The 16,189-nt window shown below is 63.0% G+C and carries 14 protein-coding genes; 4 read left to right on the forward strand and 10 right to left on the reverse strand.

Annotated features, from left to right (window positions below; all coding sequences use genetic code 11):
- Nucleotides 1–21 precede the first annotated feature (21 nt).
- Genes ACVZUB_RS04490 through ACVZUB_RS04500 form a run of 3 tightly spaced genes read right to left on the reverse strand, consistent with a single transcriptional unit; the run spans nt 22 to nt 3,261 of the window.
- On the reverse strand, nt 22–1,203 hold the full coding sequence (locus ACVZUB_RS04490) for a thiolase domain-containing protein (RefSeq protein WP_007734272.1): 1,182 nt from the start codon (nt 1,201–1,203) through the stop codon (nt 22–24).
- Entirely contained in the window at nt 1,203–2,273 is a 1,071-nt protein-coding gene (locus ACVZUB_RS04495; RefSeq protein ID WP_007734273.1) for a thiolase domain-containing protein, read from the reverse strand. The genes ACVZUB_RS04490 and ACVZUB_RS04495 overlap by 1 nt, the downstream gene beginning before the upstream one ends.
- A 10-nt stretch (nt 2,274–2,283) precedes the next feature.
- Nucleotides 2,284–3,261 carry a Zn-ribbon domain-containing OB-fold protein gene (locus ACVZUB_RS04500; RefSeq protein ID WP_021342921.1) on the reverse strand — a complete coding sequence of 326 codons (978 nt, stop codon included), beginning with the start codon at nt 3,259–3,261 and terminating at the stop codon, nt 2,284–2,286.
- 73 nt (nt 3,262–3,334) lie between these two features.
- On the opposite strand from ACVZUB_RS04500, the gene ACVZUB_RS04505 reads away from it, so the two are divergent.
- The gene (locus tag ACVZUB_RS04505) at nt 3,335–4,372 is read left to right on the forward strand and encodes an LLM class F420-dependent oxidoreductase (RefSeq protein WP_064075638.1); all 1,038 of its coding nucleotides are present in this window, start codon (nt 3,335–3,337) and stop codon (nt 4,370–4,372) included.
- Nucleotides 4,373–4,548: 176 nt separating this feature from the next.
- Nucleotides 4,549–5,523 (forward strand): hypothetical protein, encoded by a 975-nt coding sequence (locus ACVZUB_RS04510; RefSeq protein ID WP_042920440.1) that lies wholly within the window; start codon nt 4,549–4,551, stop codon nt 5,521–5,523.
- A gap of 137 nt (nt 5,524–5,660) precedes the next feature.
- On the opposite strand, the gene ACVZUB_RS04515 is transcribed toward ACVZUB_RS04510, so the two are convergent.
- Nucleotides 5,661–6,485 (reverse strand): crotonase/enoyl-CoA hydratase family protein, encoded by an 825-nt coding sequence (locus tag ACVZUB_RS04515; RefSeq protein ID WP_064073840.1) that lies wholly within the window; start codon nt 6,483–6,485, stop codon nt 5,661–5,663.
- Between the two features lie 79 nt (nt 6,486–6,564).
- Here ACVZUB_RS04515 and ACVZUB_RS04520 point away from each other — a divergent pair, with 79 nt between their 5' ends.
- A complete protein-coding gene (locus tag ACVZUB_RS04520; RefSeq protein WP_064073843.1) occupies nt 6,565–8,238 on the forward strand; it encodes an acyl-CoA synthetase in 1,674 nt (557 codons plus the stop codon).
- Nucleotides 8,238–9,353, forward strand: coding sequence for an NAD(P)H-dependent flavin oxidoreductase (locus ACVZUB_RS04525; protein ID WP_003945863.1), 1,116 nt, complete (start codon nt 8,238–8,240; stop codon nt 9,351–9,353). Before ACVZUB_RS04520 ends, ACVZUB_RS04525 begins: the two co-directional genes overlap by 1 nt.
- A gap of 54 nt (nt 9,354–9,407) precedes the next feature.
- Here the strand turns inward: ACVZUB_RS04525 and ACVZUB_RS04530 are convergent, their stop codons facing one another.
- From ACVZUB_RS04530 to ACVZUB_RS04555, 6 genes are all read right to left on the reverse strand, one after another.
- On the reverse strand, nt 9,408–9,563 hold the full coding sequence (locus ACVZUB_RS04530) for a hypothetical protein (protein WP_003945810.1): 156 nt from the start codon (nt 9,561–9,563) through the stop codon (nt 9,408–9,410).
- A 67-nt stretch (nt 9,564–9,630) separates the two neighbouring features.
- Nucleotides 9,631–10,368, reverse strand: coding sequence for a FadR/GntR family transcriptional regulator (locus ACVZUB_RS04535; protein WP_050655749.1), 738 nt, complete (start codon nt 10,366–10,368; stop codon nt 9,631–9,633).
- Between the two features lie 60 nt (nt 10,369–10,428).
- Nucleotides 10,429–11,247, reverse strand: coding sequence for an ABC transporter ATP-binding protein (locus ACVZUB_RS04540; RefSeq protein WP_217018381.1), 819 nt, complete (start codon nt 11,245–11,247; stop codon nt 10,429–10,431).
- On the reverse strand, nt 11,244–13,322 hold the full coding sequence (locus ACVZUB_RS04545; RefSeq protein WP_482628522.1) for a dipeptide/oligopeptide/nickel ABC transporter permease/ATP-binding protein: 2,079 nt from the start codon (nt 13,320–13,322) through the stop codon (nt 11,244–11,246). Before ACVZUB_RS04545 ends, ACVZUB_RS04540 begins: the two co-directional genes overlap by 4 nt.
- Nucleotides 13,322–14,281, reverse strand: coding sequence for an ABC transporter permease (locus tag ACVZUB_RS04550; protein ID WP_003945671.1), 960 nt, complete (start codon nt 14,279–14,281; stop codon nt 13,322–13,324). Before ACVZUB_RS04550 ends, ACVZUB_RS04545 begins: the two co-directional genes overlap by 1 nt.
- Nucleotides 14,282–14,324: 43 nt before the next feature.
- Nucleotides 14,325–15,950, reverse strand: coding sequence for an ABC transporter substrate-binding protein (locus ACVZUB_RS04555; protein ID WP_217018383.1), 1,626 nt, complete (start codon nt 15,948–15,950; stop codon nt 14,325–14,327).
- Nucleotides 15,951–16,189: the final 239 nt, after the last annotated feature.

The following is a 16,189-nucleotide window of genomic DNA, read 5'->3' on the forward strand; positions in this document are numbered from 1 at the left end:
GATCGGCGTGTGTGCTGCTGCTTACGTGGTGGGACGTTCGGAGCCGACGACCCACATCGAGAAGTACTGCGAGCCACCGCCGTAGGCATGGCCGAGAGCCTTGCGAGCATCGGCTACCTGGTGATCGCCGGCGCGGTGCATGACCTGCATCGCCGACTCGGCAAAACGGATCATGCCCGAGGCGCCGATCGGGTTGGAGGAGAGAACACCGCCCGAGGCATTGACCGGGAGCTTGCCGCCGATCGCGGTTTCACCCGCCTCGGTGAGCTTCCAGCCCTGGCCTTCCTCCGCGAAGCCGAGGTTCTCGAGCCACATCGGCTCGAACCACGAGAACGGGACATAGATTTCGGCGCAGTCGATCTCGTTCAGCGGATCGGTGATTCCCGCTGACTTCCACAGTGCTGCTGCAGCGTCACGGCCGGCTTGCGGATTGACCTGATCGCGTCCGGCATAGAAGGTCGGCTCGGTGCGCATCGCCGTCGCGTGGATCCACGCGACCGAACGACCCTCGGCCTCGACCTGTGCGGCCGCTTCCTCGTTGCCGATCACCAGAGCGCACGCGCCGTCCGAGGACGGGCAGGTCTCGTCGTAGCGGATCGGATCCCAGAGCATCTGAGATGCCTGTACCGATTCGAGAGTGATATCCGGCTGCCGCAAGTGCGCATACGGATTGAGGCTGCCGTTGAGCCGATCCTTCACCGCGACGAGGTAGCCGATGTGCTCCGGTGCGCCCGATCGACGAATGTACGAACGGACGTGCGGGGCGAAGTATCCACCGGCACCGGCGCCGACGGGCATGTTGAACGGAACCGGTACGGACAGCGCCCACATGGCGTTCGACTCGGACTGCTTCTCCCAGGAAACCGTCAGAACCCGCTTGTGGACACCGGATTTGACCAGGCTGGAGGCGACGATAGCTGTCGAACCGCCCACCGATCCGGCAGTGTGAACACGCAGCAACGGCTTTCCGTTTGCGCCCAGAGCATCCGACATGGCGAGTTCGGGCATCATCGAACCCTCGAACAGGTCGGGGGCCTTTCCGATGACGACGGCGTCGATGTCGTCCCAGCCGACGTTGGCGTCGAGCATCGCGGCGTCGATGGCTTCACGAACCAAGCCCGCCATCGAGACATCGTGACGCTTTGCGACGTAGTGAGTTTGGCCGGTGCCGAGCACGGCCGCGAGTTGAGGCGTTCCGGCCATCAGTTCCGTCCCTCCAAGACTGCTACCAGGTTCTGCTGCAGCACAGGGCCGCTTGTTGCATGGGCCAGAGCGCGATTCGCCTGGCCGTCGAAGATTGCCTTGGCGGCGTGGCCGATTCGTTCCAGACCACCGGCGAACAGTGGGTTGCCGCTGAGCGGACCGCCGGACGGATTGATCGTGGTGGCGTCGGTCAGGCCGATCGCTTCCTTCAAGATCAATTCCTGGTGAGTGAACGGTGCGTGCAGTTCGGCGACGTCGATGTTGCCGACCTCGCCGCCCGTTGCCGCCTTGGCTGCCGACGTAGTGGACGGTGAGGTGGTCAGGTCACGTGCACCCAGGTTGGGGGAGTCGATGCGATGCTCGAGTCCGGTGATCCACGCCGGCCGCTCGCAGAGATCGCGGGCGCGGTTACCCGAGGCCAGGACGATTGCTGCCGCGCCGTCGGTGATGGGCGCACAATCGTGTGCGCGCAACGGATCTGCGAGGAAGGGGCTGGCGAGAAGGGCCTCGATGTCGACCTCGCCTGCGAGCTGAGCCTTCGGATTGCTCAGCGCGTGACGACGGCTACGAGCGGCAACCTCCGCCATGTCCTCGTGCGTCCACTTACCCGCGTCGAGTCCGAGTCGGGCTTGAAGTCCGGCGATCGAGACGGAGTCCGGCCACAGCGGAGTGACGAGGTACGGATCGAGCTGCATGGACAGGATCTTGCGCAGGTGCCCGGCGGAGGACTTGCCGAATCCGTACACCAGCGCGGTCTCGACCTCACCGGTCAAGATCTTGATCCACGCTTCGTAGAAGGCCCACGCAGCGTCCATCTCGACGTGAGATTCGTTGATCGGCGGGACCGCTCCGATGGAGTCGATGGCCGAGATGAAGGAGAACGCTCGTCCGGCCAGGTAGTCGGAAGATCCGGAGCACCAGAAGCCGATGTCTGACTTGGTGATTCCCAGATCGCTGTAGAGCTGCTGGAAGCACGGGACGAGCATCTCGACGCCGTTGGTGGTGCCGTTGGTTTCGCGGACGTGGGGTGCCTGAGCAAAGCCCACGACTGCGATGTCTGCAGAAGTCATTTCAGGAGCCTCACAGGTGGTGTTGGAAGGTGGAGTACTCGGCGTCGGGTTCACCTGTCGGCCGGAAGTATTCGATGTTCTCGAGGGTGTAACCCCACTCTTCGCGAGGCTTCCACTTGGCTTCGACGCGCATGCCCATCCGTACGTCCGCGGCATCACATTCGAGAATCAAGTGCAGGAACGGAATGTCAGCCCCGTCGAGAAGCACGTAGGCGGCCACGTAGGGCGGTTTGATTCGCTGCCCGAGGAACGGGACGTTGACGATGCAGAAGGTGGTGACAATTCCCTTGTCCGGCAGTTCGATCTGCTCGCTCGTCGGCTTCCCGTTGGTGGGATTCGCGCCGCGCGGTGGGATGTAGATCTTGTCTTCGGGTCCGCTGCGACCACCGATGAGCTTGCCTTCTGCGAGACCGCGGAGGTAGAAACTCTCCTCGGCCGAAGCGGAATGCATGAAGTGCAGGTCGACAGGCGTCGTGATCATGGTGACAGGATCGGCGGTGGAATCGACTGTCGCGATTCCATTTTCGCTCTCACCTGGTTCGAAGCACTCGATGTCCTTGATCTGCCCGATCCGCTCCGACGCCCAGCGAGCACGGACCCGCAGGCCGGTGCTGATGTCGTCGGGGGAGTCGACGTCGACTGCGTGGAGCATGGACGTGTCCGCGCCGTCGAGCTTGATCAGGGCCCACGCGAAAGGCTTCGTCAGTGGTTGACCCTCGATGGGTTCGGGCATCCACGTCCAACTCACGACCGTTCCGCCGTCGGAGACTCCGACGAAGTCGGTCAGTGGTTCGGCCGTGTCCGGATCGAATTCCGGTGGCGGCACGAAGACACGACCGTTCGACCCGCGTGCGCCGATCACCTTGCGATCACGCAGGGCAGTCACGAACGCGCCGATGGTCGGTCCCGTCGATCTGGTGTAGTCGAAATGGAGATTCAATGGTGCGCTCAGGGGCTTGTCGGCCACCCCGCTCTTTCCGATGGTCACAAGATCGAGTAGAACAGGTTCTAGAGATTGTGGCAAGAGTCACTTCTGATCACCGGCAATGTGGAGGCCTGCGATGAAGCTTGGGTTGCAACTCGGATACTGGGGCGCACAGCCGCCGGCAAACGCCCCGGAACTGATCGAGGCCGCGGAAGGCGCCGGATTCGACGCGGTCTTCGCGGCGGAGTCGTGGGGCTCGGACGCTTTCACCCCGCTCGCCTGGTGGGGATCGCGCACCGAGACGGTTCGGCTCGGTACTTCCGTCGTACAGATTTCGGCGCGAACACCGACCAGCTGTGCCATGCACGCGCTCACTCTCGATCACCTCAACGGTGGGCGAACGATCCTCGGGCTCGGCGTATCCGGACCGCAGGTCGTCGAAGGTTGGTACGGCCAGCCGTTCGAGAAGCCGCTCGCGCGCACCCGCGAATACGTCTCGATCGTGCGCCAGGTCCTCGCCCGTGAAGTGCCCGTCACCAGTCCCGGCCCCCACTACCCTCTGCCGTATGCGGGACCGGGCAGTTCGGGACTTGGCAAGCCGCTCAAGCCCATTACGCACCCGCTGCGTGCGGACATCCCGATCTGGCTCGGCGCCGAAGGGCCGAAGAACGTCGCGCTCGCCGGTGAAATCGCCGACGGCTGGCTGGCGATCTACTACACCCCGCGCCTGGCCCCGATGTACAACAAGTGGCTCGACGAAGGGTTCGCGCGCGCCGGGGCCCGTCGTAGTCGCGAAGACTTCGAGGTGGCCGCCACGTGCCAGGTCATCGTGACCGACGATCGCGCCGCTGCCATCGCCGCTCTCAAGCCGATGACCGCCCTCTACGTGGGCGGAATGGGCGCCCCGGAGTTGAACTTTCACGCGCAGGTCTACAAGCGGATGGGCTACGAGAAGGAGGTCGACGAGATCGGTCGCCTCTTCATGTCGGGCCGCAAGGACGAAGCTGCTGCCGTCGTCCCCGACGAGATGGTCACCGAGACCATGATCATCGGCAACGTCGACGAGGTGCGCGCAGACGTGAAGCGTTGGGAGGAAGCCGGAGTCACGATGCTGCTGGTGACCTGCCGCGACGCCGACCATGTGCGAGAGCTCGCGGCCGCGGTGGGTGGTTGAGCGGGGCACCCCCTTTTTTTTCGAGCGGTACCCCCCTTTTTTCTTCGAGCGAACGGCACGTTCAGCGCATCTGAGGCGCTGAACGTACCTTTCGCTCGCCCAAAGTTATCCACAGGCGCACCGAAACCCCAGTTCGCCGCCGGGGCCCGCGCTGATGCTCGAGTCATGCTGCAACCATGCGGCGAGGAACGTGGGGCGATGATCTGGACGCGATTTACCGCGTCAGTCGAAGCGGAGTGATCCGAACGGCGGAGTTGGCGCGATTGGGCGTGTCCAACTCCGCAGTGCACACCCGGTGTCGGGTAGGTGGACCGTGGCAGCGCATATTGCCGGGGGTCATTCTGCTCAGAAACGGTCAACCGACGCCACGTCAACGCTCGATCGCTGCGCTCATGTTGAGCGGTGACGATTCCCTGCTGACGGGGCGATCAGCCATGTCGGAGTACGGATATCGAACGCACTCGGGGGATGTGCAGGTGCTCATCCCCATCGACCGTCGAGTTCAATCGGTTGGGTTCGTCACGGTGGAGCGCACTGTTCGACTGCCCGAGCCGGAGATTCGGAACGGTCTGCGCTGTGCTCCGCTGCCGCGAGCGTTACTCGACGCTGCGAGGCGGTACAAGGCGCTCGATCCCACACGGGCACTCATCGCTGAGGCTGTTCAGCGCGGCGATGTCTCGGTGCGCGAACTTGCGAAGGAACTCGAAGCGGGTAGCAGTCGGGGTTCCGCGCTACCTCGGGTCGTGTTGCGCGAAGTGAACGCGAACGTCCACTCGGTTCCGGAGGTTCACGCGCGAAAATTGTGGCAGCGGAGCGGGCTGCCGGAAATGTTGTTCAACCATGAGATCCGGGATGCCAACGGGGACTTCATCGCAGTTCCGGACGGATGGATCGATTCGGTTGCCTTCGCGTGGGACATCGACTCCTTGGAATGGCATGCCGCACCGACGGACTACAAGCGCACGGTGGAGCGTCGGACGCGTATGCAGAATGCGGGAATCATCGTGTTGCCGACGGTGCCCAGTGCACTGCGAACGGACCCTGATCGCGTGATCGAGGACCTGCGTGCGCACTACAGATTGGCGCAGTCACGTCCCCGGCCGCAGGTGTTCGCGAGGTCGAGATGGGTGAAATTGGACGAAACCGGCTGAGCGAAAGTGCCTTTCGGCGCACTGAAGGCGCCGAAAGGTACGTTCGCTCGAAAAGGGGGTGGGTGGGACCGAGAGCGGACAGGAAAGGGGGCTCAGGCGGGGGTCGGTCAGACGGGGGTGGCTCAGACAGGGGTGGGTCAGACACCCTTGAACTGGGGCGCCCGCTTCTCACCGAAAGCCCGCGGGCCCTCCTTGGCGTCGGCGCTCATGAACACCTTCATGCCCAGCTGTGCGTCGATCTGGAAGGCCTCTTCCTCGTGCATGCCCTCGGTGTCGCGGATGGTCTTGAGAATCGCCTGCACGGCGAGGGGGCCGTTGGCACTGATCAGGTCCGCGAGCTCCAGCGCCTTGTCGAGGGCTTGGCCGTCCGCGACCACGTGGCCGATGAGCCCGATCTCCTTGGCCTCCGGAGCCTTGATGTGACGACCGGTGAGCAGGATGTCCGCCGCGATCGTGTACGGAATCTGTCGCACCAGACGCACTGCGGAACCGCCGAGCGGGAAGAGCCCCCACTTGGCTTCGGAGACGCCGAACTTGGCGCTCTCACCCGCGACGCGGATGTCGGTGCCCTGCAGGATTTCGGTTCCGCCGGCGATGGCTGCACCCTCGACGGCGGCGATCAGCGGCTTGGTCAACCGACGGCCCTTGAGGAGGCCTTCGATCTTGGACATGTCGACGCCACCGCCCGCGAAGGAATCTCCCGGCGGCTTGGCGGACATGTTCTTGAGGTCGGCGCCGGCGCAGAAGTCGCCGCCCGCACCGGTGAGGATGGCGACACGGATCTCGGGGTCGTTGTCGACCTGATCCCAGGCGTCGACCATGATCGCCATCATCTCGCCGGTGATGGCGTTCTTACGCTCGGGGCGATTCATGGTCACGATGAGAACGTGGCCACGCTTCTCCACGAGGCAATGCGGCGCGGTTTCCGAAATGTCTGATTTTTCGGTCGTCGAAGTGGACACTGATGGCTCCTGGCGGGTCTGTGAGCTGGCTCTCAAATTGGGTCTTGCCAGAAACGGTAACACGTTCTACTTTGAACTCGTGGCCCTTAACATCGCAGACTTCGTAGAGCACGCAATCGACCTCGTTCCGGACCGCGTTGCGCTGGTCTCGGACAACCGCGAGATGACTTATGCACAGTTGGAGGACCGAGCAAACCGCCTCGGTCACTACCTGCGTGAACATGGCGTTCAGCCGGGTGACAAGGTCGGCATCTACTGCCGGAACGTCATCGAGGCGATCGAGGCCATGGTCGCGGTTTTCAAGATCCGGGCCGTGATGGTCAACATCAATTACCGGTACGTCGAGAACGAGTTGCAGTACATCTTCGACAACTCCGACATGGTTGCGCTCATTCACGAGCGCCGCTACTCGGACAAGGTCGCGAACGTCCTGCCGAACACTCCCAAGGTCAAGTCCGTCATCGTGGTCGAGGACGGCACCGATCTGGACTTCAGTGCTTTCGGCATCGGCTACGAGGACGCACTCGCGCAGAGTTCGGGTGAGCGTGATTTCGAAGAGCGCAGCAACGACGACATCTTCATGCTCTACACCGGCGGCACCACCGGAAGTCCCAAGGGCGTCATGTGGCGTCACGAGGACTGGTGGCGTGTTCTCGGCGGAGGCATCAACTTCGTCACCGGAGTTCCGGTCGAGGACGAGTACGAGATGGCGAAGGTCGGCGCAGCCAACCCGAGCATGATCCGCTACCCGATCCCTCCGATGATTCACGGCGGTTCGCAGTCGGCGGTATTCCACAGCCTCTTCGGCGGTGGAACCTGTTTGATGCACCCGGAATTCGACGCCCACGAGGTGTGGCAGAACATCGACAAGCACAAGGTCAACCTGATCTTCATCACGGGTGACGCGATGGGCCGTCCGATGCTCGACGCACTCATCGCCGGAAACCCGGAGACCGGTGAGCCGTACGATCTTTCGACGCTCTACGTGATGGCCAGCAGTGCTGCACTCTTCTCGCCGAGTATCCAGGAGCAGTTCCTCGAACTGTTGCCCAACCGCCTGCTGACGGACTCCATCGGAGCATCCGAGACCGGCTTCGGTGGACTCGCCGTGCTGAGCAAGGGCCAGAAGCACACTGGCGGTCCGACGGTCAAGATCGACGCCTCCACAACGGTTCTCGACGACGACGGCAACGAGGTCGAACCCGGATCGGGCAAGCGCGGCATGCTCGCTCGCAAGGGCAACATCCCGCTCGGCTACTACAAGGACGAGGTCAAGACGGCCGAAACCTTCCGCACCATCAACGGCGTTCGCTACTCGATCCCCGGCGACTATGCGCAGGTCGAATCCGACGGCACGGTCACGATGCTCGGCCGCGGTTCGGTGTCGATCAACAGCGGCGGCGAGAAGGTGTACCCGGAAGAGGTCGAGGGCGCTTTGAAGGCGCACCCGGACATCTTCGACGTCCTGGTGATCGGTATCCCCGACGAGCGCTTCGGTCAGCGCGTTGCCGCAGTGGTCCAGGTACGCGAAGGCACGTCGCCGACGCTGCACGACATCGCCACCGCAGCACGCAAAGAGATTGCCGGATACAAGGTTCCGCGCAGCGTGTGGTTCGTGGATCAGATCAAGCGCAACCCGGCAGGCAAGCCCGACTACCGCTGGGCGAAGGCCGAAACGGAATCGCGCGAGGCCGATGATCACAACGGAAACGGCGCTCCTGTGGCGTCCGCAAACGAAAGCGTGGAAGCCTGATGCGTTCGGATCTCGCCGACAAGTTCGGCATCGAATACCCGATTTTCGGATTCACTCCTTCCGAGCACGTCGCGGCCGCGATCAGCCGCGCGGGAGGTCTGGGCGTGCTCGGTTGCGTCCGGTTCAACGACCCGGAAGAGCTCGAAGCCGCACTGACGTGGATGGACGAGAACACCGACGGTAAGCCGTACGGCGTCGACATCGTCATGCCGGCCAAGGTGCCGACCGAGGGCGGCGCCGTCGATCTCGACAAGCTGATTCCGGAGGAGCACCGCGCCTTCGTCAACCGCACGCTCGACGAGCTCGGTGTGCCGCCGCTTTCCGACGACGTCGAGCATGCGACCGGCGTATTGGGATGGCTTCACTCGGTGGCGCGGTCTCACGTCGATGTTGCTCTGGGACACCGGATTGCGTTGATTGCGAATGCATTGGGATCACCGCCGAAGGACGTCATCGATCAGGCACACGAGAAGGGCGTACCGGTAGCAGCGCTGGCCGGCGCCGTCGAGCATGCACGTCGTCACGTCGAGAACGGTGTCGACATCGTGATCGCGCAGGGCTACGAGGCCGGCGGTCACACCGGCGAAATCGCATCGATGGTTCTCGTTCCGGAAATCGTTGATGCACTGGGTGATTCAGCTGCCGTACTGGCTGCCGGCGGTATAGGCAGCGGCCGTCAGGTGGCTGCCGCACTTGCACTCGGTGCGTCCGGAGTGTGGATGGGCTCGTACTGGCTCACCACGTCCGAATACAAACTCGGCAGTGCATCGGGCGAGGGCCCGTCCGCTATTCAGCGTGCACTGTTGGGCGCGACGTCGGCCGACACCGTTCGTTCGCGCATCTACTCGGGTAAGCCCGCTCGGTTGCTCAAGACCAAGTGGACGGAAGCCTGGTCGAACCCGGGAGCACCGGCGCCCTTGCCGATGCCGCTGCAGAACCTTCTGGTCAGCGACGCTCATCAGAGAATCGCTGCATCGGAGAACCCGGAAGTTGTGGCAATGCCCGTCGGTCAGATCGTGGGACGGATGAACGAGATCCGCCCGGTCGCCGAGGTCATGGCAGAGCTGGTGTCCGGGTTCGAGGACGCGCGAACCCGACTGGATTCGATGAAGTAGTAGATGACACGTGCGTGTGGCCTCGGCCGAGTTTCGGCCGAGGGCACACGTCGTTCAGCCGGCGAGGTCGTCCGGTCCGACGGTGTCCGACAACCATTCTCCGCGGCTGAGGGCGCCGTCGTCGCGGCGGCGTGCGATCACGAAAATGACCAGGGCGGCAGCGAGGACAACTGCGAGAACGCGCGAAGGCGTCAGGTTCGGGTTCTTCATACCTGTAATTTTGCCGGAAGAACGGGCGCGATGGTGAGCCAGCGGAGCAAAATCACGTGTTTCGAAATTACTGCGCTTCGGACGCATGGAGACTGGCGATCCGCTCGCGCAGGCCACCGAAGTGCACATCGAGAGTGTGCGCCGCCTCGACTGCATCACCCGTACGGATCGCGTCGAGAATCGCACGGTGCTTCGACGCGATGTCGATCAGTGGCGTATCCGAATGCCCGATGGCCTGCTGTATCTCGCTGTACACCTGCCAGAAGACGTCCATCAACTGACCGAGGACCTGGTTGTCCAGCGGGGAGTACAGGCGGGAGTGGAAGGTCGCGTCGATGTCGGAGAAGTTCTTCCCGGCTGCGGCACGGACCTCCATGCCGGTGACGAGTTCGTCGAGGTCGGCGTGGTCGGCCGACGTCATCTCGGCCATCGCCGCACCGATCAGTCCGGTCTCGAGTGCCTGACGAATGTCGACCAGTTCCATCGCCTCGTGCCCGGTGCCCTGCAAGGACAACCGGCCACGGAAGGTCAGGCCGTCGGCGAGAGCGTCGAAGTTGCTAGGGGCGACGAACATTCCGAAGCCGTGACGGATCTCGACGACACCCAAGGCCTGCAGAACCTTGAGCGCCTCCCGGAGCGTGTTTCGGCCGATACCCAATTCCTCGGACAGTTCGGCCTCGGTGGGCATCGGGTCGCCGGGGGAGAGCCTGCGTTCGAGGATCAAGTTCATGATGTCCGTCTGAAGTGCGCGCATGCGGTTTTGCGCGCTGAAACGAGCGCCCTGTGTGCCACTCCGGACAGACATCGATTCCCCTTTTCTGATACGAACGTCCTTCATCCTATGTCCGGTCATCCGCTCCATTGGTCAACCCACGTCAACGGTGCGTTGCAGGAGGCTGGGCGCCGCACCCATCAGTTTGGCCGTGTACGCATCGGACGGGCTGTCGAATACTTCCTCGGCCGTTCCCTGCTCGACGATCCGTCCGGCGTTCATGACGACGATGGTGTCGGAGACGTACCGCACCGTCTGTATGTCGTGCGAGATGAACACCATGCCGAGCCCCAACCGAGCCTTGATGTCGCTGAGCAGATTCAGGATCTGCGCTCGCACCGAGACGTCGAGCGCCGACGTCGGCTCGTCGGCCACGATGACGTCAGGTTCGAGCGCGAGTGCACGCGCGATCGCGACACGTTGCCGCTGACCGCCGGAGATCTGGCTCGGGATGACTTCGAGTGCAGATTGGGGGAGCCCGACCAAACCGACCAGCTCGCGAACTCGGGCGGTTCGGCTCGCGCGGTTGCCGATGCCGTGGACGTCGAGTGGATCGGTGAGGATGTCGGCCACCGTCATTCGGGGATTGAGCGCGGTAGCCGGATCCTGGAAGACGATCGAGATCGCTCGGCCGAACTCCTTGCGCACGCCGGCCGACCGGGTCAGAGCGCTTCGGCCGCGAAAGACCACGTCGCCCGACGTCGGCTTCTGCAGTCCGACCATGACTTTGGCCAGAGTGGACTTGCCACAACCCGACTCGCCCACGATGCCGATCGTCGTCCCTCGTCGTACGTCGATACTGACATCGTTGACCGCGTGAACCGTGCCCGGTTTGAACAGTGATCCCGAACGGGTCTTGTGGACGACGTGAATGTTCTTCAGTTCCAGGATGGGTGCTTCAGCTGTAGTCATCGCACGCTCTCCAATTCCGATTCTGTACGTACGGGAGTCGCGGACTGGTCGGCGAACCAATGCTCGGTCCCGTCGACCCGGACCATCTCCGGCTTTCGGAGGGGGTCGGAGTCCGGGCGAGTGGAACGCTCGGCGAAACGGTCACCCGGCGCGAAGTTTCCGGGCGAGGGAACAGTTCCCTGAATCTGATGCAGCCGCGGCGCTTCGTCCTCGATCGAGAGAACGGCCCCGAGAAGGCCCTGGGTGTATTCGTGGCGGGGATCGACGAGCAGATCACTCGTGGGCGCCGACTCGACGACCTGACCGGCGTACATCACCGTGATCTTGTGAGCGAGTGAAGCAACGAGTGCAAGATCGTGGCTCACGAAAACCATGGCAAACCCCAGCTTTTCCCGAAGATCGTTGAGCAAGTCCACGACCTGGGCCTGGACGGTGACGTCGAGAGCGGTGGTGGGCTCGTCCGCGACGATCAACCGCGGACTGCGGGTGAGCGACATGGCGATCAGAACGCGCTGACGCTGACCACCGGAAAGCTCGTGTGGGTAGCTGGAGAGAGTGCGCACCGGATCGAGTCCGACGAGTTCGAGCAGTTCCTCGGCTGTGCGGGTACCGCCGCGCTTCGTTAGCTGCTTGAACTGCGCGCGGATCAGCATCGCCGGATTCAGTGAACTCAGCGCATCCTGGTAGATCATGGCCATGTCGTGCCCGCGCAGCTTGTTTCGCTCCCGGTTGTTCAGCTCGAGGACGTTGACTCCGTCGAACAGGATCTCGCCGGTCACCACTGCCGTCTTGGGTAGCAGACCCATGATCGCCAGCGAGGTGAGCGACTTTCCGCAACCGGACTCGCCGACGAGTGCCATCGTCTCGTTCGGGCGGACGGTGAAGCTCACGTTGTCGACAATCGCCGTGTCTCCGTAGCGTTCCGGGAACCGGATCGTGAGATTGCGGACCTCGAGGAGTGGCGCGGCATCGCCCTCGTACACAAGACGATCGGAGCGGGACCGCTCGGTTTCCGCCAGGATCTTCAGGTGCGTTTCGAGAGGAGTCGGCTCGGCGGCCGGCTCGAGAACATCTTTCACGACGCTCGGATCGGCGAAGTCGTCTATCAACTCCGGAGTGTCGGTGACCGATGCGGCTTCGTCCTCCAGAATGAGCTCGTTGGAGGTCTCCTCCGCTGCAGCGGTCTGCGCTGCTTGGAGCGCGGAGGGCGTCTTCTTGGTCTTCTTCAGACTCGGATCGGCCATCGCGTCCGTCAGGCCCTCGGCGAGCACGTTGAGGGAGAGCACCGTCAGCAGAATGAGCAGGCCGGGAAACACCGTTGCCCACCAACCACCGAGGAGGACCATGTTCTTGCCGTCCGCGATCACCGATCCCCACGACGGGTCCGGGGGACGCACACCGGCGCCGATGAACGACAGGCTGGCTTCCAGCACGATGGCGTCGGCGACCATGACAGTGCAGAAGACGAGAACGGGCGCAGCACAGTTGGCTACGACGTGCTTGACGACGATGTGTGAAGTTCTTGCGCCGATGACCTTTTCGGCCGCGACGTAGTCCTCGCCGTACTGAGCGAGAACGTTTGCGCGAACGACGCGAGCCACCATCGGTGTGTAGAGGAACGCGATAGTGACGATCAGAACCGGGATCGAACCACCGAAGGCCGCGACGAGTACGGCAGCGAGCGCAATGCCCGGGAACGCCATGACCACGTCGAGCACACGCATGATGGTCTCGTCGACGCCTTTTCGGCTCGTTGCGGCCACCGATCCGATGAGAGCGCCGGCGCACAGTGCGAGGAAGGTGGAACCGAGACCGATGGTCAGCGACCAGCGTCCGCCGTAGAGCAAGCGGCTGAACAGATCTCGACCGAGACTGTCCTGACCGAACCAGTGCTCGGCGCTGGGGCCCGCGGTACCCACCGCCTGTTCGAGCGGGGTGTACTGCGTGATCAGCGGCGCGAAGAGGCAGGCGAGCACGATGATCGCGAGAACCGCCATCGACAGCCAGGCCGAGAGGGGGAAGCGAGAAAAGGTGATGTCGGGTCGCGAAAGCTTCTCGGTGAGTTTTCTTCTCATCATGCTGCGCTCCGAAGTCGTGGATTGACGAGCAGGTAGAGGATGTCGACGGCGAGGTTGACGACGACGAAGCCGACCGCGATGACGATGACAACACCCTGAACGACTGCGGGGTCACCGTTGGTGACGCCGTTGATCATGAGCTGACCCATGCCGGGCAGGCCGAAGATCTGCTCGATGACCACAGCGCCACCGAGGAGATAACCGACTCGTAGACCCAGGACGGTGAGCGGGTTGATCAGTGCGTTACGCAACACATTCCGTCCGATCACCACGTGATAGGGCAGGCCGCTGCCGATCGCGGTCCGGACGTAGTCTTTGTCCAACTCCTCGACCATCGACGTGCGGATGATGCGCGTGAGTTGTGCTGCGACGGGCAGTGACAGGGACAGTGCCGGGAGCGCCATGTACCAGAGCCAGTCGCTGACGGAGTCGCTCGGATTGACGTAGCCACCGGTGGGGAACCATCCGAGTTGAACAGCCAGATACTGAATCATCAGCAGTGCCAACCAGAATGACGGTGCCGCCACACCACCGAGGGAGATCACTCGGATGACCTGATCCGGCCAACGATCGCGGAACAGTGCGCTGGTGACGCCGAAGATCAGCGAGAGCACGATGGCGATCACCAGACCGAGAACCGTGAGCTGAATGGTCAGTGGCAGAGCGGTGGAGATCGAATCCAACACCGGGGTACCGGAAATCAGACTGTCACCCATGTTGCCGCTGACCAGATCGGTCACGAAGTGAACGTATTGCAGCGGAAGCGGATCGAGCAGTCCGTTCTCTTCCTTGAACTGCTGCAACTGTTCCGCAGTCGGGTTGCCACCGTTGAACGCCGCGGTTGCGGGATCGGTGGGCGCGAACTGCATCACGATGAAGACGAACGCGATGATGCCGAGGATCAGGGGGATCAGTATCAGTAATCGCCTGATCAGCATGGGGAGGACTCTTGCCATCGGGGGATCTCTCAGTTGTGGGAAACGGCCGAGCGGGCGGGTATCAGGCCGGCTTCGCCTGAAGCAGGTTGACGCCGGGGTACGGCAGCGGAGTGACGTCGGCGATCTTCTTCGGATCCCACGCAGTCAGGAGTTCCTGATGGAGAACCGGGTAGTAGACAGCATTTTCGGCGATCTGGTTCAGGTACGACTGCACGAGGGTGCTGCGCTTTGCCGGGTCGGTCTCGCGGGTGGCTTCGTCCATGGTGGCGTAGATCTTCTGCGCTTCGGGGGTGTCGTCCCACTTGGCGTAGGTCTTCGTCCACAAGCCGCCCTTGCTGTACGTGTAGCGGACGAGAAGGTCGACGTCGCTGCCGAATGCCTGCGGGTTGGACGTACCGGCGGCGATCTGGAACTTCTGGCCGCTGTTGAGCTTGCTCACCATGGCGCTGGTGTCCTGCGGTTCGAGCGTCGTGTTGAATCCGACTGCGTCCCAAGACTCTTTGATGGTCGGCAAGCAGTCGGCCAGCCAGCTGACGTTGGTGGAGAGCAGTGTCAGGTCGAGGCCACTGACGCCGGCGGCAGCGAGGAGTGAGCGGGCCTTGTCCGGATCGTACGAGTAGACGGTGGACGCTCGCGCGTAGTCGGGGTTGCGCTCGTACAGGTAGCTCGTGGCCGGTGCTGCCTTGCCGCCGAGGGCGATCTCGATCATCTTCGGGGTGTTGATCGCGTAGAACATCGCCTGGCGAACACGAACGTCGTCGAACGGTGCCTGAGTGGTGTCGAAGAGCAGGTACATGAGGTTCATGCCCGGGTTGCCCTCGACGGTGCGCCCACCGGAGGTCAGAGTGGGGACGTTGGCGACGGGGATGTTGTCGGCGAGTTGTGCACCGGCATTGTTGCCCGAGACGCGCGCGATGCGTGAGGAGGTGTCGACGATGGAGAGCCAGTTCATGGTCGCGAAGTTGGCCGGACGCGGCCCGTTGTACGCCTCGAAGGCCTCGAAAGCTGTGTTGCTCTTGGGGGTGTGGCTCTTGAGCTTGTACGGACCGGAACCGACGACCAGCGCTCCGGACTTGGCCTCGTCCCAGTGGCCGTCGAAGACGTGCTTGGGCATGATCTTGGCGATCGAGAGACGCTGTGCGGCAGCGCTGAACGGGTAGTTGAAGTTCAGGGTCACCGTTTGGTCGTCGACCTTGGTGACGGACTGCAGCCAGGAGGAGAAGAAGGAGCGGATCAGTACGTTCTGCTGTGGATCGAGGATGCGATCGAAGGTGAAGACGACGTCGTCCGAGGTGACCGGAGTGCCGTCGTGCCAGGTTGCTCCCTCGCGGATTTTCATGGTCCAGTTCGAGGCAGTGGCGTCGGTCGGGACGGCCTGTGCGAGCGCCGCATACGTCTCACCGGTGCCTGGATCGTTTTCGAGCAGTCCCTCGTAGACGTGGTTGACCGCTGCCATGAGGAAACCGGATGCAGTCTGCATCGGGTCGAAGCTCTGGTCGTTGCCGTATCCGATGGCGGTGGTCAGATCGCCGGTGCTCGCAGAACCGCCGACAACCGAGGTCGACGACGGCCCGCCGCCACAGGCCGCGAGAGTCGCGGTGATACCTGCTGCAGCTCCCAGTAGCCCGGTGTACCGGAACAGGTCTCGGCGGGTGAACGCGGAGCTCAGCGGTCGTTCGTTCTTCAAGGCGGCCTCCAAGGCGGGGAGCGGGACATCAAGGGAGTGGATAGGGGATGTCCTATGTTCGACGTCCGATGTTGCGTAACTTACATTGTGGATCAGAAAGCGTCTAGAGAATCTTCGGAACTGGCGGCGCCGAACTTCGACGTTTCGCCGGTTTCGAGCCAAAAATAGTGCGCTCACCTGCATAGATGAAGACTGTGTTACCGGCGTCGAATTGACGAGCGATGACGCTGGCCGTATAA

The sequence above is a fragment of the Rhodococcus sp. OS5 genome (assembly GCF_056837585.1).